The organism is Arthrobacter caoxuetaonis (genome assembly GCF_023921125.1).
Taxonomy (GTDB): Bacteria; Actinomycetota; Actinomycetes; order Actinomycetales; family Micrococcaceae; genus Arthrobacter_B; species Arthrobacter_B caoxuetaonis.
On record NZ_CP099466.1, the window covers coordinates 3,107,762 to 3,132,413 of the forward strand.

The 24,652-nt window shown below is 65.7% G+C and carries 26 protein-coding genes; 3 read left to right on the plus strand and 23 right to left on the minus strand.

The window, feature by feature from the left end:
• Positions 1 to 36: 36 nt before the first annotated feature.
• From NF551_RS14365 to NF551_RS14400, 8 genes are all read right to left on the minus strand, one after another.
• Positions 37 to 321, minus strand: coding sequence for an HU family DNA-binding protein (locus tag NF551_RS14365; protein WP_227893995.1), 285 nt, complete (start codon positions 319 to 321; stop codon positions 37 to 39).
• A gap of 237 nt (positions 322 to 558) precedes the next feature.
• Complete coding sequence (gene rpsN / locus NF551_RS14370; RefSeq protein WP_227893994.1) at positions 559 to 864, minus strand: 30S ribosomal protein S14; 306 nt, start codon at positions 862 to 864, stop codon at positions 559 to 561.
• 2 nt (positions 865 to 866) lie between these two features.
• Positions 867 to 1,034 carry a 50S ribosomal protein L33 gene (rpmG, locus tag NF551_RS14375; RefSeq protein ID WP_013602737.1) on the minus strand — a complete coding sequence of 56 codons (168 nt, stop codon included), beginning with the start codon at positions 1,032 to 1,034 and terminating at the stop codon, positions 867 to 869.
• Entirely contained in the window at positions 1,034 to 1,270 is a 237-nt protein-coding gene (rpmB, locus tag NF551_RS14380) for a 50S ribosomal protein L28 (protein WP_055239037.1), read from the minus strand. Before rpmB ends, rpmG begins: the two co-directional genes overlap by 1 nt.
• 368 nt (positions 1,271 to 1,638) lie before the next feature.
• Positions 1,639 to 2,781: a glucose-1-phosphate adenylyltransferase family protein gene (locus tag NF551_RS14385; protein ID WP_227893993.1), complete on the minus strand. Its 1,143-nt coding sequence runs from the start codon at positions 2,779 to 2,781 to the stop codon at positions 1,639 to 1,641.
• On the minus strand, positions 2,782 to 3,288 hold the full coding sequence (locus NF551_RS14390; RefSeq protein WP_227893992.1) for a MarR family winged helix-turn-helix transcriptional regulator: 507 nt from the start codon (positions 3,286 to 3,288) through the stop codon (positions 2,782 to 2,784).
• On the minus strand, positions 3,285 to 4,982 hold the full coding sequence (locus tag NF551_RS14395) for an MFS transporter (protein ID WP_227893991.1): 1,698 nt from the start codon (positions 4,980 to 4,982) through the stop codon (positions 3,285 to 3,287). The genes NF551_RS14390 and NF551_RS14395 overlap by 4 nt, the downstream gene beginning before the upstream one ends.
• A 233-nt stretch (positions 4,983 to 5,215) precedes the next feature.
• Positions 5,216 to 5,989, minus strand: coding sequence for an SGNH/GDSL hydrolase family protein (locus tag NF551_RS14400; RefSeq protein ID WP_227893990.1), 774 nt, complete (start codon positions 5,987 to 5,989; stop codon positions 5,216 to 5,218).
• 100 nt (positions 5,990 to 6,089) lie between these two features.
• On the opposite strand from NF551_RS14400, the gene NF551_RS14405 reads away from it, so the two are divergent.
• Complete coding sequence (locus tag NF551_RS14405; RefSeq protein WP_227893989.1) at positions 6,090 to 7,076, plus strand: diacylglycerol/lipid kinase family protein; 987 nt, start codon at positions 6,090 to 6,092, stop codon at positions 7,074 to 7,076.
• 102 nt (positions 7,077 to 7,178) lie between these two features.
• On the opposite strand, the gene NF551_RS14410 is transcribed toward NF551_RS14405, so the two are convergent.
• The 6 genes from NF551_RS14410 to NF551_RS14435 form a co-directional block, all read right to left on the minus strand.
• The gene (locus NF551_RS14410) at positions 7,179 to 7,979 is read right to left on the minus strand and encodes a M23 family metallopeptidase (RefSeq protein WP_227893988.1); all 801 of its coding nucleotides are present in this window, start codon (positions 7,977 to 7,979) and stop codon (positions 7,179 to 7,181) included.
• 303 nt (positions 7,980 to 8,282) lie between these two features.
• A complete protein-coding gene (locus NF551_RS14415; protein ID WP_423720925.1) occupies positions 8,283 to 9,362 on the minus strand; it encodes a siderophore-interacting protein in 1,080 nt (359 codons plus the stop codon).
• Positions 9,359 to 10,252 (minus strand): ABC transporter ATP-binding protein, encoded by an 894-nt coding sequence (locus NF551_RS14420; RefSeq protein WP_227893987.1) that lies wholly within the window; start codon positions 10,250 to 10,252, stop codon positions 9,359 to 9,361. The genes NF551_RS14415 and NF551_RS14420 overlap by 4 nt, the downstream gene beginning before the upstream one ends.
• A gap of 2 nt (positions 10,253 to 10,254) precedes the next feature.
• Positions 10,255 to 11,196 carry a FecCD family ABC transporter permease gene (locus NF551_RS14425; protein ID WP_227894560.1) on the minus strand — a complete coding sequence of 314 codons (942 nt, stop codon included), beginning with the start codon at positions 11,194 to 11,196 and terminating at the stop codon, positions 10,255 to 10,257.
• A gap of 113 nt (positions 11,197 to 11,309) precedes the next feature.
• Complete coding sequence (locus tag NF551_RS14430) at positions 11,310 to 12,368, minus strand: FecCD family ABC transporter permease (protein WP_227893986.1); 1,059 nt, start codon at positions 12,366 to 12,368, stop codon at positions 11,310 to 11,312.
• Positions 12,369 to 12,480: 112 nt separating this feature from the next.
• Entirely contained in the window at positions 12,481 to 13,536 is a 1,056-nt protein-coding gene (locus NF551_RS14435; RefSeq protein ID WP_227893985.1) for a glutathione S-transferase family protein, read from the minus strand.
• Between the two features lie 134 nt (positions 13,537 to 13,670).
• Between NF551_RS14435 and NF551_RS14440 the strand changes: the two genes are divergently transcribed.
• A complete protein-coding gene (locus NF551_RS14440; RefSeq protein WP_227893984.1) occupies positions 13,671 to 14,708 on the plus strand; it encodes an NAD-dependent epimerase/dehydratase family protein in 1,038 nt (345 codons plus the stop codon).
• Between the two features lie 47 nt (positions 14,709 to 14,755).
• Here NF551_RS14440 and NF551_RS14445 read toward each other — a convergent pair whose 3' ends face one another.
• The 8 genes from NF551_RS14445 to NF551_RS14480 form a co-directional block, all read right to left on the minus strand.
• Entirely contained in the window at positions 14,756 to 15,826 is a 1,071-nt protein-coding gene (locus tag NF551_RS14445) for a YihY/virulence factor BrkB family protein (protein ID WP_227893983.1), read from the minus strand.
• 76 nt (positions 15,827 to 15,902) lie between these two features.
• Positions 15,903 to 16,289, minus strand: a complete 387-nt coding sequence (locus tag NF551_RS14450; RefSeq protein ID WP_227893982.1) for a PRC-barrel domain-containing protein — start codon at positions 16,287 to 16,289, stop codon at positions 15,903 to 15,905.
• Between the two features lie 32 nt (positions 16,290 to 16,321).
• Positions 16,322 to 17,572 carry a mechanosensitive ion channel family protein gene (locus NF551_RS14455; RefSeq protein WP_341481681.1) on the minus strand — a complete coding sequence of 417 codons (1,251 nt, stop codon included), beginning with the start codon at positions 17,570 to 17,572 and terminating at the stop codon, positions 16,322 to 16,324.
• Positions 17,573 to 17,649: 77 nt separating this feature from the next.
• Positions 17,650 to 18,696, minus strand: coding sequence for an iron-siderophore ABC transporter substrate-binding protein (locus NF551_RS14460; RefSeq protein ID WP_227893981.1), 1,047 nt, complete (start codon positions 18,694 to 18,696; stop codon positions 17,650 to 17,652).
• Between the two features lie 137 nt (positions 18,697 to 18,833).
• Positions 18,834 to 20,069, minus strand: coding sequence for an NAD(P)/FAD-dependent oxidoreductase (locus NF551_RS14465; RefSeq protein ID WP_227893980.1), 1,236 nt, complete (start codon positions 20,067 to 20,069; stop codon positions 18,834 to 18,836).
• 2 nt (positions 20,070 to 20,071) lie between these two features.
• Positions 20,072 to 20,416 carry a bifunctional 3-phenylpropionate/cinnamic acid dioxygenase ferredoxin subunit gene (locus NF551_RS14470; protein WP_227893979.1) on the minus strand — a complete coding sequence of 115 codons (345 nt, stop codon included), beginning with the start codon at positions 20,414 to 20,416 and terminating at the stop codon, positions 20,072 to 20,074.
• A 48-nt stretch (positions 20,417 to 20,464) separates the two neighbouring features.
• Entirely contained in the window at positions 20,465 to 20,914 is a 450-nt protein-coding gene (locus NF551_RS14475) for a MarR family transcriptional regulator (RefSeq protein ID WP_227893978.1), read from the minus strand.
• A 101-nt stretch (positions 20,915 to 21,015) separates the two neighbouring features.
• A complete protein-coding gene (locus NF551_RS14480; protein WP_227893977.1) occupies positions 21,016 to 21,651 on the minus strand; it encodes a TIGR03085 family metal-binding protein in 636 nt (211 codons plus the stop codon).
• 230 nt (positions 21,652 to 21,881) lie between these two features.
• Between NF551_RS14480 and NF551_RS14485 the strand changes: the two genes are divergently transcribed.
• Positions 21,882 to 23,861: an acyl-CoA dehydrogenase family protein gene (locus tag NF551_RS14485; protein ID WP_227893976.1), complete on the plus strand. Its 1,980-nt coding sequence runs from the start codon at positions 21,882 to 21,884 to the stop codon at positions 23,859 to 23,861.
• Positions 23,862 to 23,923: 62 nt separating this feature from the next.
• On the opposite strand, the gene NF551_RS14490 is transcribed toward NF551_RS14485, so the two are convergent.
• A complete protein-coding gene (locus NF551_RS14490) occupies positions 23,924 to 24,619 on the minus strand; it encodes an ArsR/SmtB family transcription factor (RefSeq protein ID WP_227893975.1) in 696 nt (231 codons plus the stop codon).
• Positions 24,620 to 24,652 lie beyond the last annotated feature (33 nt).

Sequence of the window (24,652 nt, forward strand, 5' to 3'; positions counted from 1 at the left end):
CCAATGGCGCCGGCCCTCCGCTGAAATGCGAAAGTACTACTTCTTGGCGACAGCAGCCTTCAGCTTCGAGCCAGCCGTCAGCTTGACGCTGTGGCCGGCCGGGATCTGGAGGGTTTCGCCGGTCTGCGGGTTGCGGCCCTGGCGAGCGGCGCGGTCGGTGCGCTCAACAGCGAGCCAGCCCGGGATGGTGATCTTCTCGCCGTTGGCAACGGAAGTGGCGAAGATGTCGAAGACAGCATCGAGCACGCCGTTGACGGCGGTCTGGCTGTTGCCGGACTTCTCTGCGACAGCGGCAACAAGTTCACTGCGGTTCATAGCCAATTTATGTCCTCCTGGACTCAGGTGTTTAGCGCGAGCGGTTCACGGATGCGAAACCGCCTCTGTTCGAAAACTTACCAGCTACGACACCCATCGCAGGGAGAAAACCGCGGGTTTTCGGGCTTTTTTCGGGATTTTTCGGCCAGAAGGGCAACTTTGGGCGGCTCACTTGGCCCGACAAACGCAAAAAGGGCGGCAACCGGGAAGGTTGCCGCCCTTTTCAGGCGTGGAAAGCAGTGCTTACCAGCTGGACTTCTTGATGCCGGGCAGTTCGCCGGCGTGAGCCATATTGCGGAAACGCACGCGGGAGATACCGAACTTCTGGAGGGTACCCCGGGGGCGGCCGTCGATCTGGTCGCGGTTGCGCAGGCGGACCGGGGAAGCGTTGCGGGGCAGCTTCTGCAGGCCGAGGCGTGCAGCTTCCCGTGCTTCGTCGGTCGCGTTGGGATCGACCAGGGTCTTCTTCAGTTCGAGGCGCTTGGCAGCGTAGCGCTCAACAACAACCTTGCGCTGCTCGTTGCGGGCAATCTTGGACTTCTTTGCCATTCTTAGCGCTCCTCACGGAATTCGACGTGCTGGCGGATCTTCGGGTCGTACTTCTTCAGGACCATGCGGTCCGGGTCGTTACGACGGTTCTTGCGGGTCACGTAGGTGTACCCGGTGCCGGCGGTCGACTTGAGCTTGATGATCGGACGAACGTCCTTATCCTTAGCCACTAGAGCTTCACACCCTTCGCGAGGAGTTCGGTGACGACTGCGTCAATGCCGCGGACGTCGATCGTCTTGATGCCGCGGGCCGAAACCTGCAGCGTCACGTTACGGCGCAGGGACGGAACCCAGTAGCGCTTCTTCTGAATATTCGGGTCGAACCGGCGCTTGTTGCGACGGTGCGAGTGCGAAATGCTGTGACCAAAGCCGGGAACAGCTCCGGTTACCTGGCAGTAAGCTGCCATGATCTCTCCTCCAGTTGTAGTAAATATGACGGTCCTCAGAAAACAAGCACCAGGCGATGCCGCCATGGCACCTGCAATAAAGAGCGTCCCGCCACCAGTTTTGACACCGTTATTACTGCGACTTTCCGGAGGTTGACCTGGCGGGGTGAGATCCAGCCGAAGTGCCTCGCCGCGGGGAAGACGGTGAAGTTCGGGCAGCCATAGCAGTAATCCGCTGTGACAGCCTTCAATTCTAGGTTTATACGGGCGGCCACGCAAATGCCCTGGTCCGTACCCTTGCGGGGCCAAACCAGATCATGGGCGCGGCTTAACGCCTTCCTATCCTAGACGTTTCGCGCCCCTGATCCAAACCGGGGCAGGGACCATTCTCAGTCCGAGGGCTTCTCCAGCGCACCTGCCGAAGTGACGACGGCAATCCCCGTCTCCGGGTCCTCTTCCGCGCCGTCCAAATTGGTGGCGCCACCAATGACGGCCCCCGAATCCACGACCATGTTTCGCAGCCGGGCACCGCTGCTGACGTGCACGCCGTCGAGCAGGACACACCCGTGCACCTCGGCACCGGCCTCAATCCGGCAGTCGGGCCCGACGACGGACCGGGACACAGTGCCTTCCACCCGTGAGCCGGGGGCCAGGAGGCTGGTCTCCACGCTGGCAGCGGCTCCGACGAAGGCAGGAAGCCGGCGGGGAGTCGCGGTGAGGATCGGCCACGCCGGATCGTCGAAGACCATGCCGTGCCCGTCCAGCAGGTCCATGTGGGCCTGGTGGTAGCTTTGCGGCGTTCCCATGTCCCGCCAGTACCCGGGCAGCCGGTGCTCCACGACCTTTTGTGTTTCCACGAGGTACGGAAGCAGCTGGTCTCCGTAGTCCTCCAGGTGCCCGTCCCGTTCGACCAGCTCATCCAGGCTGCGCAGCAGCACTTCGGCGTCGTAGAGGAAGATCTCCGCCGCGATCAGATCGCTCTTGGGATTCTCCGGCTTGTACTGGAACCCGGTGACCACACCGCCGCTGGTTTCCACCACACCGTGCTCAGTGGGATCATGGCGGATCTGGTGTGTCACCACTGTCAGGGCCGCATCCGCTTCGGTGTGGGTTGCCACGACGTCCCGGTAGTCCAGCCGGTAGAGATGGTCGGCGCTCAGCACCAGGACCAGGTCCGGGTTGTACTCGCGGATGTAGTCCGCCTGGCGGTAGAGGGCATCGGCATTGCCCTCCGCGAAGCCTTCACCCTCCGATCCCTGGTACGGAGGCAGCACCCGCATCCCGCCGTTGGTCCTGTCCAGGTCCCACGGCCTGCCGCTGACCAGATGGTCATTCAGCGACTTGGGTTCGTACTGTTCCACGATCCAGACATCGGGAAACCCGGAATTGTGCAGGTTGGAGAGCGGGATGTCGATTAGCCGGTAGGATCCGCCGACCGGCATGGCGGGCTTGGCGCGGGTCTCAGTGAGGCTGCCGAGCCGGCCGCCGGAACCTCCGGCAAGGATGATGGTCAGTATCCGGGGCTGGCGCATTCAGGCTCCTTCGGTCGGGGCGCCCGGACGAGCCGCGGCGGGGTCGAGCAGGGTCAGGATTTTGTTGCCGACCCGGGCGAGGTCGGCCACGTCTTGATCGTCCAGGACATCGAACACAGCCTTCCGGACGGATTCCACATGCCCGGGCGCCAGGTCCACGAGGGCGGCCATGCCTTCGTCGGTGATCGCCGCCGTCGTGACCCGTGCGTCCGTGGTTGACGGGGACCGGCGCATCCAGCCCCGCTGTTCCAGTTTCTTCACCACATGCGAGAGCCTTGAGAGCGAGGCATTCGAATAGGCTGCCAGTTCGCTCATGGCCAGCTGCCGGTCCGGAGACTCCGAGGTCATGGCGAGCACGTGGTAGTCGAACAGGGTGATCCGCGCCCGGCGGAACAGGTCCGCGTCAAGGGTCCCCGGCAGCCGGGTGGCGACGGCGTAAAGCGCCAGCCATGCCTGCCGCTCTTCGGGAGTGAGCCAGCGGACGGAATCAGACTGCGGTTCGGTCATGGGCGCAATTCTCTCACGATGCTTGAGCCTTCAAGCCGGTCCCCCGGGGACAGTTGCGGTTCGTCTCGGCGGAAACGAACCTCAGCTGTCCCCTCGGCGGCTGGGGACAGGGTCAGCGCACCGGTTCCCGGATCGCCCGCCGGGTCCGGAGCCTGGTCGAACGGGAGGGCGTCCAGATCGAGCAGCGGATTCTCGTCCTGGGTCTCCACGAGTTCCCGGGCTTCCGCTTCCGTGGCGACGCTCGGCATGGAGCCCGGCATGGGCCGGTTCGCCGATTCCTTCATGATGCCGACGGCGACCGCTCCGATGGCCGACGTGGCCATCAGGTAGTACGCGGGCATCATGTCGTCGCCGCTGATTTCGATCAGGCCCTGCATGATCAGGGGTGCCGTGCCGCCGAAGATCGCCACGGCGAAGTTGTACGCGATACCCATCGCTCCATAGCGGCTGGCGGTGGGGAACAGGGCCGGAAGCGACGACGCCAGGTTAGCCACGTAGAACGTGACCGGGACAGCCAGCAGCGCCAGGCCAAGCAGGGTCGTCCAAATGGGTCCCTGGTCGATCAGCAGGAACGACGGGATGGCAAAGACAATGGTTGTTCCCGCTCCCATCCACAACACAGGACGGCGTCCGATCCGGTCCGAGAGACGTCCGGTCAGCGGAATGCACAGGGCCATGGCGACCAGCACGGGGATAGTCAGGAGGGTTCCGTGCACCGGGTCGTATCCCTTGGAATCCGTCAGGTACGACGGCATGTAGGAGGTCAGCGCGTAGCCGACGGTGTTGGCTGCGGCCACCAGGACCATGGCCAGCACGATAGGCCGCCAGTAGGCGCGGAAGATCCCGAAGGTGCCCAGTGCGGCGGCGTCCTTGTCCGCCGCTTTCCCGGCGGCGGAAGCAGCCTGCTCCTCTTGGGCATCGAGGGTGGCCTGGAACGCCGGCGATTCTTCAATCTTGAGACGGAAGTAAATGGCGATGGCCCCCAGCGGACCAGCAATGAGGAACGGGATGCGCCAGCCCCATTCGAGCATCGTTTCTTCGCTCAGGGTCAGCTGCAGCGTGGAAACGGTCAGGGCGCCCAGCGCGAATCCCATATAGCTACCCAGGTCCAGGATGCTGGCGAGGAACCCGCGCCGCTTATCCGGCGCGTACTCCGAGACGAATGTGGTGGCGCCGGCATACTCGCCGCCGGTGCTGAAGCCCTGCAGCAGCTTCATGACCACCAGCAGCACGGGTGCGGCCATGCCGATCTGCGCGTAACCGGGCAGCAGGCCGATGGCAAAGGTTGAGGCGGCCATCAGGATCAGCGTTGCGGCGAGGGTCTTTTGGCGGCCCACACGGTCACCGATGCGGCCGAAGATCACACCGCCCAGTGGGCGGGCGAGGAACGTGGCAGCGAAGACGCCAAGGCTGAACAGCAGCTGCGACGCCGGGTCCGCGTCAGAAAGGAAGACGGCTCCCATGGTGACGGCCAGGTAGCCGTAAACACCAATATCGAACCATTCCATGGTGTTTCCGACTACGGTTCCGCCGACGGCCTTTTTCATCATTGAATGGTCGACGACGTTTACGTCTTCAACTTTCAGGCGGCGCTTCGTCAGTGGTTTACGCCTCGGCTTGCCGTGCATCGACGGCGTTCCAGGCGCTGCCGTACCGGGCGGTGCAGCGCTGTGATCAGGTGCTTCTTGCGGCATTTGGGCCTTCTTCTCTAGAGGTCATCTGCTGTGGGCAATTGCATCCGATGCCGGGACTGGGCCCCGGCAGACCAACAAGTCTAGAAAAGAAGGACTGAAACTCCGAATCATAAGGGAGCTTATGGGGGGAATTGGGAAATGCGGAGCCCGCCCTTTCCCTGCAAATCCAGGGAAAGGTACTTTAGTGTGAAACCGGTCACATGTCCGGTCCGGGTGCCGCCGCTCCCCGCGGTTTAGGTCTCTGGAGTGATCTGCACCGGTGCGGGATACCTGGCGCTGAGGTTGTCCCCGGATGACACGCCCCGGAGCCTGCGTCCCACCCACGGACCGAGGTATTCCCGTGCCCAGCGGGCGTCATGCTTCAGCCGCTGGATCCGGTCACGTGCAGGAAGGGTATCCAGCTCCGGCACGTCCAGTCCGTCGCTGGCCCGGAGGACCTCAAGGACTTTCTTCGCCGTGAGGATGTGCCCTGCCGGAGACATGTGGAGGCGGTCCACATCCCAGTACCTTTCGTCCTGCAGCACCTTCATGCGCCAGTAGTCCACCAGGATTGCCCCGTGGGCGTCCGCTGCCTCACGCACCAGTTCGTTGTACAGGGCCGTCCGCCCCCTGGTCCGGCCGAAGATCGGAGACTGGCCGGAATCGAAGCCGGTGAAGACGAGCACGGCGGCGCCTCCGGAACGAAGACGTCCTATGGCGCTGTCATATGCCTGGACGATCGCGTCGATGTCGACCTTGGGCCGAAGGATGTCGTTGCCGCCCGCATAGATGCTCACCAAGGACGGTTCCAGCGCCAGGGCCGGTTCGATCTGCTCATCGATGACCTGCCGCAGCTTTTTTCCGCGGATAGCCAGGTTGGCATAGCTCCAGCCCGGATCCGCAAGCGTCAGCTGTTCAGCCACACGGTCCGCCCACCCCCGGACCCCGTTGGGCCGGGAGGGATCCCAGTCACCCACGCCTTCGGTAAAGGAATCGCCAAGTGCCACATATAGCCCGTTGTTAGTCACCAGCCCAGCCTACAAGCCGCTGTGCCCCGGGTTTTCGCCCGGGATGCCGCATCGCAGTTTAGACTCGGAGCCGGAACACTCCCGTCAATCGAAGGGCATCATGTCCAGCCACCCCGAGGCAGAAACGGCCCAGGCCCCATCAGCCGTTCTGCGCCGCGCCGCCGTCGTCATCAATCCCACGAAGAAGACCGAGGTGGATATCCGCACCCTGGTGGAGCAAACCTGCCGTGATGAAGGCTGGGCGGAGCCGCTGTGGCTGGAGACCGAGGAAGACGACCCCGGGCACGGCATGGCCCGCCAGGCAATGGCGGAGGGGGCCGACGTCGTCATCGCCGCCGGAGGCGACGGTACCGTGCGCTGCGTGGCAGCCGAACTTGCCGGCACCGACACTCCCCTGGGCCTGCTTCCGATGGGCACCGGCAACCTGCTGGCACGCAACCTGGACGTCCCGGTCGATGATCCGGCCGGCGCCATCCGGACCGCGCTGACCGGAACCGAACGCCGGATCGACGTCGTCCACGTCAACGTTGACAAAGCCGTGGACAGCGACATCTTCCTGGTCATGGCCGGGCTGGGTTATGACGCCGTGATGATGGGAGACACCAACACCGCGTTGAAGGACCGCGTGGGATGGCTCGCCTACGTGGACGCGGGGATCCGCAACCTTCCGGGCAAGCCGGTGAAGACAATGATCTCCATTGACGGCGGCAAGCCTTTTGCCCGCCGGCTCCGCAGCATCATGGGCGGCAACTGCGGCAAGATCATGGGCGGCCTGGAGGTTTTTCCCGGGGCACGGATTGACGACGGGCTGCTCGACATCATGACCATGGCACCCAAGGGCAGCCTCGGCTGGCTCTCCGTGGTTGCCGGACTCCTGCGCCGCGGAAAGGGGCGTGGAACAGCAGTCGAATACTTCCAGTGCAAGAGCGCCGAGATCTGGGCCGATGTTCCGCAGGACTTCGAGATGGACGGCGACCATCTGGGCAACGCGACCCATCTGGCGCTGCGCGTCGACCCGCGGGCACTGCGCATCCGCATGCCCTATGGCAAGAAGGACCCGGCTATCCTGACGAACCCCACGCCGTAACGGCTCGTCCCGTCCTCGGCTGGAAAGAGAGCACGGGAAAGAAAAGGAGCGCGGAGTTTCCCGAACTCCGCGCTCTTATCGCTCGTGCCGCAGCTCCCGGTGTCAGAGCCAGGCCATGGGATCCACGAACTCGCCGTGGATCATCACCTCGAAATGCAGGTGCGGACCGGTCGAGTTCCCGGTGCTTCCGATGCCGCCGATCACCTGCGCTTCATCCACCCACTGCCCGGGCTCCACCCAGATGTCGTTGAGGTGGTTGTAGGTCGTCTGGACGCCGTCTCCGTGGTCCACGACAATCCGCAGTCCACCGCCGCCGGTGGTGTGCCACCCGGCTTCCGTAACCGTGCCTCCGCGGGCAGATTTCACGGGGGTTCCGGTGACGCCGCTGAAGTCCGTACCGGTATGCCATTCCTGGCCGTAGCCGGTCATGGGATTGATCCTCCAGCCGAAGGGCGAGGTAACGATCAGCTCATCCACGGGAACGGGCTGCTTTTGGGGAGCCTCGCCTTCCACGGGTGCCGTCGAGCCGACCCCTTCGCCCTGTTCTCCGTTACCCCCGCCCTCGCCGGAGGACGGTTCCTCGGCCGGGACGGTGCTCACCAGCTGGCGCTCCACTGCCCCTTCCGGCGCAGTGACGACGGCTGCCTCCGCCACTCCGAAAACCATGCCGCTGAGCAGCAGGGAAGCGCCCGCGCCCAGGGCGGCCGTCTTTTGGGTCGGGGAGTCAATGTTGTTGGCTTTTACCCGCAATTCCTCCGCCCGCCGCACAACGTCAGCCCAAAGGCTGTCCCAGACAGGGCGGACGTGCTTCCCCTTTGCCCGGGAATGGGCCACGGCGTCTTCAAGTCTCCGGCGGACAGAGTCAGCGAGGTTCCGAACGGTCTCGTTGACGTGCAAAGTCATTCAGTTCTCCACTGTGAATAGGCAACAGTTCTGTCGGTGCTTTGCTGCTGGAGAAGGGTGCGTCTATTGCGCTGCATACGAGTGACTTCATCCAGTTTAAGCGGCAGGCTATTGACAGTGGGGGTTTAGTGTGAAACTCAACAGAGGCAGGTGTTCCGGCTTACGTCCGGGATGCGGCGACACGGGCCACAAGGGCACCGGCCGCTATGGCCGGGCCACAACGGCACACTCCCCAACGGCACAGTCTCCAACGGCACACGCCAGCAGAGACCGTCTGGTTTTGACCTGTTCCGGTCGTTCAGGTCAGGACAGCTCGGCGCGGCCCTGCCTCCAATAACCCATGAACGCCACCTGCTTGCGGTCGATTCCGGCGTCCTTGACCAGATAGCGCCGCAGGCCGCGGACAACCGCTGCTTCTCCGGCGATCCAGGCGTAGAACGGCAGGGCACCGGCAGGCGTATTGGGGCTCGGCGAATTCTCGAGTACCTCAGGTGTCAGCCGTGCAGGCGTCTCCCACAGGATGGCCGAATCGATGTCCACGTCCTCAGGTTCGAGTCCGCGGCCCGGGACCGCAGACGCCTGCGGGGCGCCGTCCGTTCCGCCCACACTCAGGTACCCGGGGACGGCAACGGCTTCCCTCACGGCTGTGTCGAGGAGCTCACCGTGCGGCCTGGTGCCGCGCGGGAGCCAGCTGACCTGGACCTTCGATGCGGTCCGGAGCGGCTGGATATCCGCGCCGTCCGGAACCTCGAGCAGCGCGTGGCCGGTGATGTCCTCAGGGAGATTTTCCAGGATCGAGGCAATGGCCGGCACAGCTGTCTCATCACCGGCCAGCAGCACGTGCTGGGCCAGTCCGGGCCGCCATTCGATCCCGCCGTAGGACTCAGCCGTGATGCAGTGCACGGCATGGGGGCCGATAACCGTCACACGGTCACCCGGCTTCGCGGCTGCCGCCCAGGAGGACGCCGGCCCTCCCACACCCGCTTCGTCGAAATGCAGGACGAAGTCGACGTCGATCTGGGGGTCGGCTGCAGCGCACCGCGAGGCGCGGACCGTGTACGTCCGCATCGAGCCGCGCCGGCGGGGGTCCATGGCGAGCCAGCGCTGGTACCAGCCGGCGTCGTCGCAGCCGAATTCGGGCAGGTCCTGCCGTGTCCCGTCCTCCGCCAGCGGAGGAATGACGACTTTGATCCGCAGATCGTCGGCCGGTCCCTGCACGCCAAATTCCCGAAGGCATTCCCCGCCAAAGGTGATGCGCTGGAAGTTGGCGCTGATCCGCTGGACGGCACGGACCTCGACGTCGAAGGCCATGACCGCTGCATTCGCACCCTGGCGGCGGGGACGGACAGCGGTGCTGCCGTGGCTGGGACGGGTAACGCTCATGAAGCTGCCTCCAGGGGATTGCGGGTTGCCGGGCGTAAATCGTGCGGATTGGGCAGGTAACCGGCAGCCGGTGCCTTCGGAGCCGGTTCGCGGTACCGAAGGGAGTGGTGCCTGCCGACAGGGACCACCATGGGCGTGCCGGACACCGGGTCGGGAATGACCGAGGCTTCCAGCCCGAAAACGTTTCTAACCAGGTCGGCAGTGACGATGTCGGCCGGGTTGCCCTGGGCCGCGATCGTTCCATCCTTCATGGCGATGAGATGGTCTGCGTAGCGGGCGGCCAGGTTGAGGTCGTGCAGCACGATCACCACGGTGGTGCCGGCCCGCCTGTTCAAGTCCGTCACGACGTCCAGGACTTCGATTTGGTGCGTGACGTCAAGGAATGTTGTCGGCTCGTCAAGCAGGAGGATGTCCGTCTGCTGGGCCAGCGCCATGGCAATCCAGACCCGCTGGCGCTGCCCGCCCGACAATTCGTCCACGTTCCGGCCCGCCAGCCCGAGCGTTCCGGTGGCTTCGAGCGCTGCCGCAACGGCGTCGTCGTCTTCCTTGCTCCACTGCCGGAACCATCCCTGGTGCGGATAGCGGCCGCGGCCGACGAGGTCCGTAACCGTGATGCCCTCCGGGGCGTTGGGGGTCTGCGGCAGCAGGCCCACGGTGCGGGCAACTTCCTTGGTGGGAATCGTGCCGATATCGCGGCCGTTGAGGTGGACGACGCCGGAGGCGGGCTTGAGCAGGCGCGCCAGGCCGCGCAGCAGCGTCGACTTGCCGCAGGCATTGGCACCGACGATCACCGTGATCTGACCGGGCGGCAGTTCGACGGTCAGTCCGTCGACCACCAGCCGGTCCCCATAGGAGAGCACCAGGTCCAGTGCTCCCAGCTTGTTCTGCATTTTTAGCCTCCTCGGCCAACACGGTTGGAGCTGACCAGCAGCCACAGCAGGAAGGGTGCGCCCAGCGCACCGGTGATCACGCCCACGGGGAGGACGGTCCCCGGGATGAGGTTGTGGCCCGCGAAGTCTGCGGCCAGGAGGATCACGGCTCCGGTCAGCCCGGCCGCTGCCAGCGAAGCCCGGCCGCCGATGAGCCGGCGGGAGATCGGTCCGGCCAGGAACGCCACGAAGGCCACCGGGCCAGCTGCCGCGGTGGCTGCGGCGGCAAGGGCAACACCGGTGAAGAGCAGTCCGGCGCGGGTGCGTTCCACGGGCAGACCGAGTCCGGCGGCAAAGTCGTCGCCGAGTTCCAGGACCCGCAGGCGCCTGCCGAGCAGGGCAGCAGCCGGCAGCAGCACCACAAGGGCAAGCGCAACGATGCCGGCGCGTTCCCATGTAGCGGAGTTCAGCGAACCGGTCAGCCAGACCAGCGACTCAGCTGCGGTGCGTACATCGGTGCGGGTCAGCAGGAAGTTCACAACAGCTTGGAGCACAGCCGCGAACCCGATGCCGATCAGGACCAGCCGGGCCCCGGATGCGCCTCCGCTCCGGGTCAGAAGGTGAAGGGCCAGCGCAATGGCGGCGGCACCCAGCAGGGCGGCCAGCGAGACCGCTCCCCCGGTGGCGCCGAACGCCACCATGGCCGTCACCGCCGCGGCGGAGGCGCCGTAGCTGATGCCGATGATGTCCGGGCTGGCCAGCGGATTGCGCAGCATGGTCTGGAACAGGTGCCCCGAGACGCCGAATGCGGCGCCGATCAGGACGGCAGTCACGGCGCGCGGCAGCTTGCTTTCCAGCACGATGAAGGAAGATCCGGGAATCCTCTCACCGCCCAGGATCCGCAGGAAGTCCGGGATGGTGACGGTGTAGCTGCCCAGCAGGACGCTGACGAAGAACAGCACCACGACGGCGCCGGCGAGGGCGGCGAGGACGGTGTTGCGGCGGCGTCCCGTGTGCCGGCGGGTGCGGCGGACCAGGTCGGCCCCTTCGCGGCGCTCCTCGGCGAGGACTGCGGGGTTCACAGTTCCGCCAGCTTCCGCCGCCGGATGATGGCAATGAAGACGGGGGCCCCGATGACCGCGGTCATGATGCCGACCGGGATTTCACCGGGAGGCAGGACCAGGCGGCCAACGACGTCGGAAACCAGCAGCAGCACCGGTGCCAGCACAGCCGAGAGTACGAGGATCCACCGGTAGTCGGGACCAACCAGGCCGCGGACCAGGTGCGGGATGACCAGGCCAAGGAAGGCAATGGGCCCTGCAGCGGCCGTCGCCGCGCCGCAGAGCAGGACCACGCCGACGGCCATGATGCCGCGTGAGGCATTGACTCGCTGCCCCAGGCCGCGTGCTACGTCGTCACCCAGGCTCAGTCCGTTGAGCGCCCGTCCGGACGCCAGCAGGATCACGGCACCGGCGGCAAGGAAGGGAGCCAGCGGAACGAGCACGTCCCAGCCGCGGCCGGAAACCGTGCCGACCTGCCAGAAGCGGAAGGTATCCAGGGTCTGCCGGCTGGTCACGAGGATCGCGGAGAGCAAACTGGTGAGTCCGGCGGTCAGGGCTGCACCCGCCAGCGCCAGTTTCACCGGGGTGGCACCTTCCCTGCCCAGTGCGGCGACGGAGTACACCACCAGGGCTGCCAGTGCCGTGCCGGCCAGCGCGAACCAGACATACCCGGTAAAAGAGGTGACGCCAAAAACGTAGATCGCGGTAACGACGGCGAAGGCAGCCCCTGCGTTCAGGCCCATGATGCCGGGGTCTGCCAGTGGATTGCGGGTCATCCCCTGCAGTGCGGTGCCCGCGAGCCCCAGCGCAGCGCCGACGAGCAGCGCCATGACGGTGCGCGGGAGCCGGCTCAGCACCACGGCGTGGTCTCCGTTCGCTGCGTCCGGGCTGGTCAGCGCGTGCCAGACGGTGTCCAGGGACAGCGGCCGGGCGCCCAGGGCTACGGAGGCGAAGCACGCCAGGACCAGGACGAAGACACCGGCTGCAAGGAGTGCTGCGGGGCTGACCCGCCTGCTGTTTCGTGCCGGGGGCGCAGGATCGCTGACGGAGGTGCGGTTGACTGCCGTTGAGGTCACGGCGGCACCTCCTGGGGCGTGTGGAATCGGGGCTAAAGTAAGGCTAGCCTACGGTGGGACACATTAAGAAACACTTGTATGCCGTATTAGCCCCGAAGACCTTCCGCTTTGCCTACGCGGCCCCGTGGCCCGGGGTGACTTCCTCACCGGGACGAACCGGCCCCGGGGCGGTGCCGTTCCCGAAAGGACGGCCGCCGAGCTCCTCGCGGCCGTGCGGCGTCAGCCAGACGGAGTTATCCGGTCCCGCCGGAACGATCTTCGTCGGATTGATGTCCTCATGCACGATGTAGTAGTGCTGCTTGATCTGCACGAAGTCCACGGTGTCGCCGAAGCCGGGCGTCTGGAACAGGTCCCTGGCATACCCCCACAGGGCGGGCATCTCGGTGAGCTTGTTCCGGTTGCACTTGAAGTGTCCGTGGTAGACGGCATCGAAGCGGACCAGCGTGGTGAACAGCCGGACATCGGCTTCGGTAATGGTGTCCCCCACCAGGTAGCGCTGCTTGGACAGGCGCTCTTCCAGCCAGTCCATGGCAGTCCACAGCCGCTCGTAGGCGGCGTCGTACGCTTCCTGCGAGCCGGCGAAACCGCAGCGGTAGACGCCGTTGTTCACCTCGGTGAAGACCCGCTTGTTGGTTTCGCGCATCTCCTCAAGGTGCTCGGCCGGCCACAGGTCCGGGGCGCCGTCACGGTGGAACTCGGTCCACTCGCTGCTGAAGTCCTCGGTGATCTGCGGGAAGTTGTTGGTGACGACGGCGCCGGTCGGGATATCAACGATGGCCGGAACGGTGATGCCCCGTGAGTAGCCGGGAGTCCGGCGGAAGAAGGCTTCCTGCAGCCGCTCGATGCCGAGCACCGGGTCCTTGCCGTCCGGATCCAGGTCGAAAGTCCAGCTGCGCGAATCGTGGGTGGGGCCGGGCGTGCCCAGGGAGATGGCGTCTTCGAGGCCGAGGAGACGCCGCACAATGATGGTGCGGTTCGCCCAGGGGCAGGCGCGGGCCGCGATCAGCCGGTAGCGTCCAGTTTCGACAGGGTACCCGTCACGGCCGTCGCGGGTAATGCGCGTTTCGATGTAGTTGGTGTCCCGGGTGTACTCCTGGCCGCCGGACACGTAGGAGCCCTTGGTGCTGTAGTCAGCGCCGGTTTCAGCCTTCTGGGTTACATCCGCCATGATCGTTCCGTCCTCAAGCCGCTTGGTCTTCCTTCCACCCTAGCGCCCCTGCCCGCGGCCGCTGCTTCGGCGGTAGAGTCGTGGACCAGACCCAAAACAGCCCGCTGAGCTTGTGGAAGAAGGGAACTGTCCCGATGCGCGTAGCCGTCCTCGGAGCAACCGGAAATGTAGGCACCGCCGTCCTGCGCCGCCTGCAGGCCGCCCGGACGGAGCGGGGTGACGGATTGGAGATCGTCGGCGTCGCGCGCCGTACTCCGCTGCAGGCAACCGGTCCATACGAAGGCGTCGAGTGGCACAGCATCGATGTCGCTTCCAAAACCGGACGCGATGAACTGGCTGAGGCCCTGGCCGGCGTCGATTCGGTGGTTCATCTTGTCTGGGCCATCCAGCCCAACCGTGACGAAGCCGAACTGCACCGGATCAACGTCCGGGGCACGGAGAACATGCTCTCCGCCGTTGCGGAGGCGGGCGTGCACCAGGTGGTCTGCGCCTCCTCCGTCGGAGCCTACTCTCCCGCCCCGAAGGACAGGCTCACCGATGAGAGCTGGCCTGCGCGCGGCATTGCCACCTCGCATTACAGCCGGCACAAGGGCGAGCAGGAGGAGCTGCTCGACGAATTTGAGCGGCAGTACCCGGAGATCCGCGTTGCCCGGCTGCGCCCGGGCCTGATCTTCCAGTCTGACGCCGGCAGCGAGATTGGCCGCTACTTCCTGGGCCCGCTGATTCCGCGGTCCATCCTCAACAAGCTGAGCCTGCCGCTGATCCCGCTTCCGGAAGAGTTCTCCTTCCAGATAGTCCACGCCGACGACATTGCCGATGCGTACTGGCGCGTCATCGACCAGCGGGCTGAAGGTGCCTTCAACATTGCAGCGGATCCGGTCATCACCCCCGAACTCCTCGCGGGCATGCTCGGGGCGCGGCGGATCATCAATGTCCCGGTTCGCTTGATCCGGGCCCTGGTGGGAATCACCTGGGCAGCCGGGCTGCAGGCCACGGATCCGGGCTGGATCGACATGGCAGCGGGCGCCCCGCTGATGGATACCAGCCGGGCACGGAATCTCCTTGGCTGGGAGCCCAAGCGGTCTTCGCTGCGGGCCTTTCAGGATGTCCTGGACGGACTCAGTGAGCAGGCCGGTGTTCCGGCCTCACCGCTGCTGGGCCCCGGGAGGTAGCAGCGGCCCCTTCCGTCCTTCTCCGGCGGTCAGGACGGGAGGCGGCACTACAGCTCGTCGTCGAAATCCTTGCCTGCATGCTGCTGGCGAAGCTCGCGTCCCTGGTCGACGTCCTTCTGTTCCTGCTCGGCACGCTTGTCGATCTGGCGTGTGTCCCGCGGCGGCAGCTGGATGGAGTGCTCCGCCTGGATGCCTGCCTGGAGCTCCCGGCCGCGTTCCACCTCGGCGTCGAACTCCGCGCCGAACAGCAACGAAATGTTGGCGAGCCAGATCCACAGCAGAAGCACGATCACGCCGCCGATCGCTCCGTAGGTTGCGTTGTAGCTGCCGAAGTTTCCTACGTAGAACGCGAAGCCCAGCGTGGAAATAGCCAGGACGACCAGGGCCAGGAAGCCGCCCATGCTCATCCAGCGGAACTTGGGCTGCTTCACGTTAGGGGTGGCGTAGTACAGAAGTGCGATGAGCACGACCGCGAAGATGACCATCACCGGCCATTTGGCGATGTTCCAGACGAGCACGGCTTCGCTGCCCATTCCGATGAAGTTGCCGATCGTCTCCGCTACCGGACCGCTCACCACCAGCATGATCAGCAGGCTGGCCGCCAGGAGGATCATGATCAGGGTTACGAGCAGCTGCAGCGGGCGCAGCTTCCAGATCGGGCGCCCCTCTTCGACCTCGTAGATCCGGTTCATGGACCGGCCGAAAGCACCAACGTAACCGGACGCGGACCACAGGGCGCCGGCAATGCCGGCGAAGAGCGCCAGGCCCGCACCCCGGGAAGAAGTCAGCTGCTCGATCGGGCCCTTCAGCACGTCCACGGCTTCCTCCGGGGCGAAACCGCCCAGGTACTCCAGCATCGCGTCGGTGGTGGACTCTGCCTGGCCCACCAGCCCGAGGATCGAGACCATGGCCAGCAGCCCCGGGAAAAGGGACAGGACCGTGTAATAGGTCAGCGCTGCAGCCAGGTCGGTGCACTGGTCCTTGGAGAACTCGCGCACGGTCTTGCGGAAGATGAACTTCCAGCTGGGCTTGGTGACCTCGGTCGGATTGTCCGGCTTGGACGCCGTACTCAGTGATCCGCCATCCTGGCGGTCCGCGTCGTTGTCCTGCTGAGCCATTGGCCCTCCTGGCTGGTCGAATCCCGGATGTCCATCGTATTGCTAAGCAGACTTACGTCCAACCCGGCCCGCCGGGTCACCAGGACTTGTAATAGTCCTCCAGCTGCGCTTCTTCTTCCGGTGTCAGCGCGCCGCCGTGGTCCATGTCGGGGGAATCCTCGATGGCCTTGCGGGAGTAGTTCACGTACAGATCGTCATCATCCCGCCGCGAGCCGGTGAGCGGCACGAAGTACTGCCGGCCCTCAAACAACCCCAGCGCCACCGTGATCCAGGCCGGCTGGCCCGTGGCGCGGTCCAGGTGGACGTTGCCCACCAGGCCCAGCCGCTCGCCGTCCTTCGCCCAAACGTTCGAGCCCTGCAATTCGTGGATCACGTACTGGTCGGCCATGGTCTTGGTTCCTTCCATCGTGGTGCGTGGCTTCTGCTCGTCCGGCGCCTTGGCGGGCGGCGGAGTGGATATCATTCCAGCCCGAGTGCCCCCCGGCTTGTCAACACCTAGCGTTCCACCCGCTCGTCGCGGTCCTCCCACGCCTCCTGCCCGGGGCCGGCAAAACTGCGGTTCCGTTCCACGGCGTCGATACTGCCAGTGAACAGCTGCGATGTGCTGGTATCTTCCGGGGCTCCGCTGCGGCGCCGCCGCTGGTGTCCGGAAAACTCCCGCACGCCGCCCTCCAGCGCCTCGAAGCGCTGGCGCGGAAGGGCGGCCGGATGGTTCTGCTGCAGGAAGGAAACCATTGATTCCCGCACCAGGCAGCGCAGGTCGAACAGCGTTCCGCTGTCCGGCGCGGAAACCAGGATGCGGACCCGGACCAGTCCCTTGATGGCGTCGGTGATCTGCAGCACCCCGGTCCGTCCGTCCCACAGGTCCGTCCCGGCCAGGACACGCTTGAGTTCGGAGCGGAGTTCTCCGATTGGCGCATCCCAGTCCAGGTCGAGTTCCACGGTGCCCAGGATCGCCGACTGCGTGCGCGTCCAGTTTTCGAACGGGGTCGACGTGAAGTAGGTCGAGGGCAGGATGAGCCGGCGGTCATCCCAGATATGCACCACGACGTAGGTCATGGTGATTTCTTCGATGGTCCCCCACTGACCTTCCACGACCACCACGTCATCCACCCGGATAGCGTCGGTGAAGGCAAGCTGCAGGCCTGCGAAGACGTTGCCGAGGGTGCTCTGCACTGCAAGGCCGGCAACGATTGAGAGGAGACCGGCGGAGGCCAGCAGGCCGGCACCGAGCGCGCGGACTTCCTCGATGGTGAGCAGGACGCACGCGACGGCAACTGTGATGACCAGCGCGACGGCGACGCGGCGGCCCAGGATCACCTGGGTCTTCAGGCGGCGCAGGCGGCGGTTGTCCTTGGTGTCGGTGTCGTACTTGGTCAGGATGATCGCCTCGACGATCAGCAGGGTGACGACGGCGAGCCACGCCAGGGCAGCGATCAGCCCGATCACCAGCACGTAATCCACCGTCATGTACCAGGACTCTGCCCGTGCGGTGGCGCCGAGGGCGATCCGGGTACCGATCAGCGCCAGGACCAAACGCAGCGGGTTCCGCCCGAGGGCAGTCACATCCCGGATATGGGGGACTTTGCGGAACAGCCGCGTTGCAGAGCCGCGGACAATCCGGGCCGCGATCAGCGCGGCGGCCACTGCCATGACGACGGCGATCAGCGGGCGAATCGGTTCAAGGGCGTCGAAGAATTCCTGCATGGAGCCGATCATGGCAAACCTGCCCGGGGTCCTGTCCAATTCTGTGATCTGGGTCCTTTAACGCCGAAGTGCCCCTCCGGTGCGGCGTGGAGGGGCACTTTGAAACGCGCAGCGGCCTACTTGACCTGTGCTGCAGCCTCCCCGAGCAGGGGAACGAAGTTATCCAGGGCGTAGGGGATGCTCAGCACGTTGGCTGCCGAGATGGACAGCGTCAGCGTGTTGTCAGAATCAGCGACAAGCCCTCCGTTTTTGAGCGCAGGAATCTGGCTCAAAAGCGGATCGGCGGTGATGGCTTCCTTGGCGGCGTCATCGGCAACCCAGCTCACGAAGAGGTCCGCCTCCAGCTCATTGGCGCGCTCCGGCGACCAGGTCAGGTAGAAGGCGTCCTCGGGGGCGTTTTCATCCACGATCGGCGCCTGAACCATGCCCAGCTCCTTCAGGAACTTGGGCCGGTTATCACCCGAGGTGTAGATGGAAATCTGGTCGGCACCGGCGGTCGTGTCCAAGTTGCCGTAAATGAAGCTGGTCCCGGCGAGATCGGGGTACTCGGCGGCCTTGTCGGCAATCGCCTTTTCGGTATCTTCCACCAGCTGGGCTGCTTCGTCGCTCTTGCCGAGCGCTTTCCCGATCATCGCTGCCGAATCCTGCCAGGACGTGTAGTACGGCGTCTCGGGGTAGGCGACGACGGGCGCAATCGCAGTGAGCTTCTCGTACTCTTCTTCGGTGATGCCTGAGTACGCGGCCAGGATCACGTCCGGAGTGGTGGCAGCGATCTCGTCGAAGTTGATGCCGTCCGTCTCGGAGTACTGGACGGGTGCGTCGTCAGAGCCAATGGGAGCACCGAGCTCCTCGAGCGCGTCGTCGATCCACGGCGTCGTGCCGTTTTCATTCCCGCCCCACTCGTACAGCGGCATGCCAACGGGCACGACGCCGAGTGCCAGGGCCGTGTCCGTGTTCACCCAGGAAACGGTTGCCACGCGCTCCGGAGCGGATTCGATGGTCGTTTCACCGAAAGCGTGCTCGATGGTGACCGGGAACTGGTCACTGGAGCCGGCGGTGCTTTCGGTGCCCGTATCCGACGTGGAACCGGTGGAGCAGGCAGACAGGGACAGCACGGCGACGGCGGCGACGGCCGCAAGGCTGCGCATGCGGGACAGGGCCATTTGGGCTCCTTGATGTTGCAGTATTGGACGGGAAGTGCCGGACTTTTCCCGGCAAGGAAAGGCTAACCTACGGGCGCCCTAAATACGCAACGCAGATGTGCCCTAATCCACGTATGACGTCTGCCATGGCGTGCTGGTCAGCGGCGGGACCGGGCCAGGCGTCGCAGGTCGGTGGCCGGGTCGGCGAGTTCGAGCGGATCGACGGGTGCGCCAAGCGCAATCAGGCGACGCGCGGCGCGAAGCTCCTGGCCGGCGTCGATCCCTGCAGCGCCTGCCAGTGCGCCGGCCGGTGAGATCTGGAAGACAACGTATCCCGGGCCGGGGATTCCGCGGCGCACGGTTGTGCCTTTCCCGTTCAGGCTGCCCACGGCTTCAGCGTGCACACCATAGCGGTCGGTCCAGAACCACGGCACGGCATCAGCTTCCGGCTCCTGCCCCAGGATGCCTGCGGCGGCAGCCTGGCCCGAACGGACGGCCGCATCCCAGTGCTCATTCCTGCGTTCCGGCATTCCGGCAGTCGTCCGGCGGACAGCGTCCCCGGCGGCGAAAACGCGCGGATGGCTGGTGCGGCCGCGGGCGTCGACGAGCACGCCGCCGTCTACCCGGATCCCGGCGGCCTCGGCGAGCGCAGTATCGGGTTCCATGCCGACGGCGGCAAGGACAGCGTCGGCCACTGTCAGCGACCCGTCATCCATGAGCACGGCCAGGCCCTCATCCTCTTCCATGACGTCCACAGGGAGTCCGGTGCGCGTTTCGACCCCGGCGGCGGCATGCATTCCATGCAGGTGCGCAGCCAGTTCAGGGCCGAATGCCGGCACCAGCGGGACGGGCACCGGATCGATCAGCACGACGGCGGACCCCAGGGACACGGCGGTGGAGGCCACTTCCGCGCCGATCAGTCCCGCGCCGATGACGGCCAGCCGTTTGCCGGGGCCGAGCGTGGCCCGGAGCGCATCGGCGTCGTCCCGGTTACGCAGCGTATGGACCAGCGAGGCGCCGGGGAAAAGCGGCTTGCGCGCGGTGCCTCCGGTGGCGAGCAGCAGGGCGTCGGCGTGCAGCAGGGCGCCTCCGTCCAAAGTGACGGTGCCGCTGTCCGGGGCGATCCGTTCCGCCGTGCCTGCAGTGATGCGCACGGAGTTCTCCTGGAACCAGTCCGGGCCGGCGAGGGCAAGGGCACCGCGGTCCAGGGTGCCGGCAAGGTACGCCTTGCTGAGCGGGGGCCTGTCGTAGGCCTCCCCCGATGGATCGATGAGGTCAATCGTCCCGTCAAAGCCCCGGCGGCGCAGTTCCGCGGCAGCGCTGAACCCAGCAGGACCGGCGCCGATAATCAGCACGGACCGGGCGGCACCGGAACCAGAAGTGAAGTCCTCCACCGCTAGGAACCGGCGGGAGCGTCGCCCGGGTGCAGGATGACGTCCCCATCAACGACTTCCACCCGGTGCGCCACCGCGTTCACGGTGGCCGGAAGGCACAGCGCCTGCCCCGTCTTGAGGCAGAAGCGGGCCGAATGCACCGGGCATTCCACCTCGCCGTCTTCAATCCAGCCTTCGGACAGCGAAGCCTCTTCATGGGTGCAGGTGTCATTCAGGGCGTAGAAGTTGCCGTCGTCGCTGTGGAAGACGGCGATGTCGTCCGCCGTCCCCGCAACACGTGCGTCGACGGTAACTGCCTCGCCTTCACCGATTTCGTCTGCTGCCGCTACCCGGATGCCTTCACTCATGGATTCAACGTTACCGCGCAGCCGTGCACCTGCCGGCCGGCGGATTTCCTAGGAGGCTCCGGCCGTCCCGGCGATGCCGTACTGGCGGTTGCTCTCGAGTTCGGTGATCAGCGTGATCAGCTCCTTCCGCAGGGCTGGACGGAGCTCGGCGGTGAGGCTTTGGCCCTCCAGCTTGATCGCGTTATCCAGGGCCACGCGGCCATGCTCAGAGATCTCCACAGCCCGGCGGGGAGCATCTCCGGCCCCTTCGCCAAGTTCCTTCACGAGCCCTTGTTCGCGCATGCTCACGAGCGTCGTCCCCAGTGTCTGCGCCGTAACACGCAATCTTCGGGCCAGTTCCGCCCGCCGCATCGGCCCCGCGTCGCGCAGGACTTTCAACGCGGTGACGCGTTCCTGGGTCAGGCCCATGGCGCGCAGGCTGTTATCCATTTCGCGGCGCAGCATCCTCGCCGCTGTGGACAGCAAGCGGATGGCTTCCCAATTCCCTTCGTTCTGCATTTCTCTGGTCCCCCTGAGATAGCTTTACTTTGGCGTCCGAATCCTCAGTATACTTACAATCCAAACCGCCACCCGGGGGAAGGTGTCAACCCTGGGGCCTCTTAGGGGCTGGTGAAGCGTGCAAATGCCCGCTGTGCCTCGAAATCTCCAGCGATATCCACCCGGGCGTTTTTCCTGCGTCCCAGAGTGTGGAGGACCAGTTCAACGATCGCGCCGGAAACCGTCACGTACTTCTCTCCTCCGCGGACCCGTGTCTGTTCCCCGGTTGGCAGTTCCAGGACGACGCCGACGGGGCTGCGCAGATAAAGGAGCTTGGCCATCACGGGAAGCCGGCGCCGCAGCTCGGCTTCCTCTCCGCGCGGCAGTTCACGGGGCGGAACGTCCCCGCCGCCGCGGCGGATGTCTTCGTGGTGCACCACGTATTCGATGAGGTTGGCTGCATCCCCGCCCCAGCCCACCGGCGACCAGGCCGCCGGTCCGGCCGCGAAGCGGTCAACCAGTGCACGGTACCCGGCGTCGGTGCGTGCTTCTTCGACCAGGACCCCCAGTGCCTTCTCCCGGCCCGGAGGATCGCGCCGGAGGATATCCCCGACGAGCTTCCAGGGTTCCTGGTCCCGCAGGACCAGGTGGGCCAGCAGCCGCGAGACGTTCCATCCCCCGCACAGGGTGGGCGCGTCCCGGTCGGTGCCGTGAAGCGTCTGCACGAGTGCCTGCCGTTCGGTCTCCATCCAAGCCATGCCGGGTACCCTACCCGTTTCGGCGGCTGCGTCCACCCGCAGCTGAGTCTGAACTGCGTTCCGCTGCGCTGCGTTCCGCCGACGGCCCCGCTCCGGCGCCGGAAAGGTGTTTCATCCCGGCATACTCCGGTTCTTCGGCTTTCCCCTTTACCGGCCAGTAGGAACGCGTAGCATGGTCGGCACAGCCAGCCGAGGCTGCAGGGGGAGCGGCCCTGACCTAGGGGAAACACATGAGTTCAACGAACTTGCAGGATGCCCAAAATACCGGAGAAGACGATTCAGTCCGCAGGCTGCGTGAACGCAGCGTGAGTGAAAAGGACGCGCGCGACGTCGCCGAAGCGTCCCGAATTACCGATGAGGCCCGGCCCAGTTTCGCCAAGGGAATCTACATGGGCGACTTCGACCTCTCCCTGATCCGCCCGCATCCGCCCCTCCCTCCCGCCGAGGTGGAGCGGGCTGAAAAGTTCCTGCAGGACCTGACCGCCTACTGCACCACCATGGACGGCCAGCTCATTGAACAAACCGGCGTCATTCCGGATGACTACCTCGCGGGACTCGCCGAGCTGGGCGTCTTCGGGATCAAGATCCCGCAAAAGTACGGCGGGCTGGGCCTTTCACTGCTGCACTACGGGCGCGCCCTGATGATCCTGGGCAGCGTCCATCCCAGTCTCGGCGCTCTCGTTTCTGCGGATCTGTCCATCGGTGTTCCGGAACCGGTGAAGGTTTTCGGCACTGAGGAACAGCGCCGGGAGTACCTGCCGCGCTGCGCCGCCGGCGCCATCACCGCCTTCCTGCTCACTGAGCCCGACGTCGGTTCGGACCCGGCGAGGATGCGCACCACGGCGGTGCCCTCGGAAGACGGCAGCGAATATGTGCTGGACGGTGTGAAGCTCTGGACCACCAACGGCGTGATCGCTGAACTGGTGGTAGTCATGGCGGCAGTCCCGCCGCACGACGGCCAGAAGGGCGGCATCAGCGCCTTCATCGTGGAGATGGATGCTCCGGGAATCACCGTGGAGAACCGGAACAACTTCATGGGCCTGCGCGGCATTGAAAACGGTGTCACCCGGCTGCGCGGCGTGCGCGTCCCGGCCGCGAACCGGGTGGGCAGGGAAGGCCAGGGACTGAAGATCGCCCTGACGACGCTGAACACCGGGCGGCTTTCCATCCCGGCCATGTGTACGGCAGGAGCCAAATGGTCACTGAAGATCGCCCGCGGCTGGTCCGGCGCCCGCGAACAGTGGGGCCGGCCCATTGGCAGGCACGAGGCCGTGGGCAAGAAACTGGCCTTCATCGCCGCCACCACGTTCGCCCTGGAGGCGGTGTTCGAGCTCTCGGCGGAAATGGCCGACGCCGGAACCAAGGACATCCGCATCGAAGCAGCGCTGGCGAAGCTGTGGGCCAGCGAAATGGCCTACAACATTGCCGATGAGCTGGTCCAGGTCCGCGGCGGACGCGGGTTCGAGACAGCGGCCTCCCTAGCGGCCCGCGGCGAACGTGCCGTAGCGGCCGAGCAGCAGCTGCGCGACCAGCGCATCAACCGCGTCTTCGAAGGTTCCACGGAGATCATGCACCTGCTGATTGCCCGGGAAGCAGTGGATGCCCATCTGAAAGCCGCCGGCGACCTGGCCGTCGCGGACGCATCCCTGACCAGCAAGGTGAAGGCAGGTGCCAAAGCCAGCGGCTTCTATGGCAAGTGGCTGCCCACCCTGGCCGTCGGCCACGGCAACGTGCCGACGTCGTACGCCGACTTCGGCCCGTTGGCCAAGCATCTGCGCTTCGCCGAGCGCGCCTCCCGGAGGCTCGCCCGCTCCACCTTCTACGGCATGGCACGGTGGCAGGCCGGGCTGGAACACCACCAGGCGTTCCTCGGACGGATCGTGGACATCGGTGCGGAACTGTTCGCCATGTCCGCGTCCTGCATGAAGGCCGAGACCATCCGGCAGAATGATCCGGCTGAAGGCGCCTCAGCCTACGAGCTGGCAGACACCTTCTGCGCCCAGTCCCGGGTGCGGGTGGACGCCCTGTTCACCGAACTCTGGAACAACTCGGATCCGGAGGACCACCGGCTGTCCAAGAAGGTCCTCGACGGGAACTACACGTGGCTGGAAGAAGGCGTGCTGGACCAATCCGAGGGCACCGGCCCCTGGATCTCGACCACGGCCACGGACGGCACTCCGAAGGAGAACCTGCACCGAAACTACCGGTAGCCTCCTGCGGTCCTCCCCTGCCCCGAATCGCCGGGTCCGGGGAGGACGGCGCAGTGCAATTCTCAGACCTGACCGCCCTGCAGGTCTACACCCCAGTGGAGTTTGAACGCCGCTGCACCGTGAGGGGTAATCGTGAGGCCCCGGCTCCTGGCGGCGGGCCTGACCCACTCCTGGGTGAGGGCGTGGCCGGCCAGCAGCGCACCCAGGCGCCCGGCAACGTGGGGGCGTCTTTCCGTCCAGTCGGGACAGGAACGGCACAGCGGACGCCTGCTCGGCTGGTCGCTGAGCAGCACGATTCCCAAGGAAGCCAGCCCATCCATGCCGGTTTCCGTAACCCAGAGGCTTCCCTCCTCAGCGGACAACCAGAGCATTGCCGTCATCGAGTCAGTGAGGGCGACTCCCAGGCGCCCGGCGAGGTGGTCATAGCAGAGGCGGGCCTGGGCGAGCCGACGCGCATCAGTGCTCTGCCGGTAGGAGACAACGGGTGTCTCGGCGCATAAAGTGCCCAGATGCTCCAAGGCCTGGGCAACTGCAGGGTCCTTCACCCGGTAGAACCGCTGGCGGCCCCTCGAAGTGGCAGAGACCAATCCTGCGTCGACCAGTATTCTGAGATGCTCGCTGGCGGTTGAGGGGCTGACGCGGGCGGCCGCAGCAAGCTCAGAGGCAGGACGACTGCTCCCGTCCATCAGCAGATTCAGCATCGTTGACCGCGCCGCCGCGGAAAGCGCGTGTCCCAGCGCCGTGAAATCCCTGCCCACGGCATCACTGTACGTCCGGCATTCTTCGGCGTA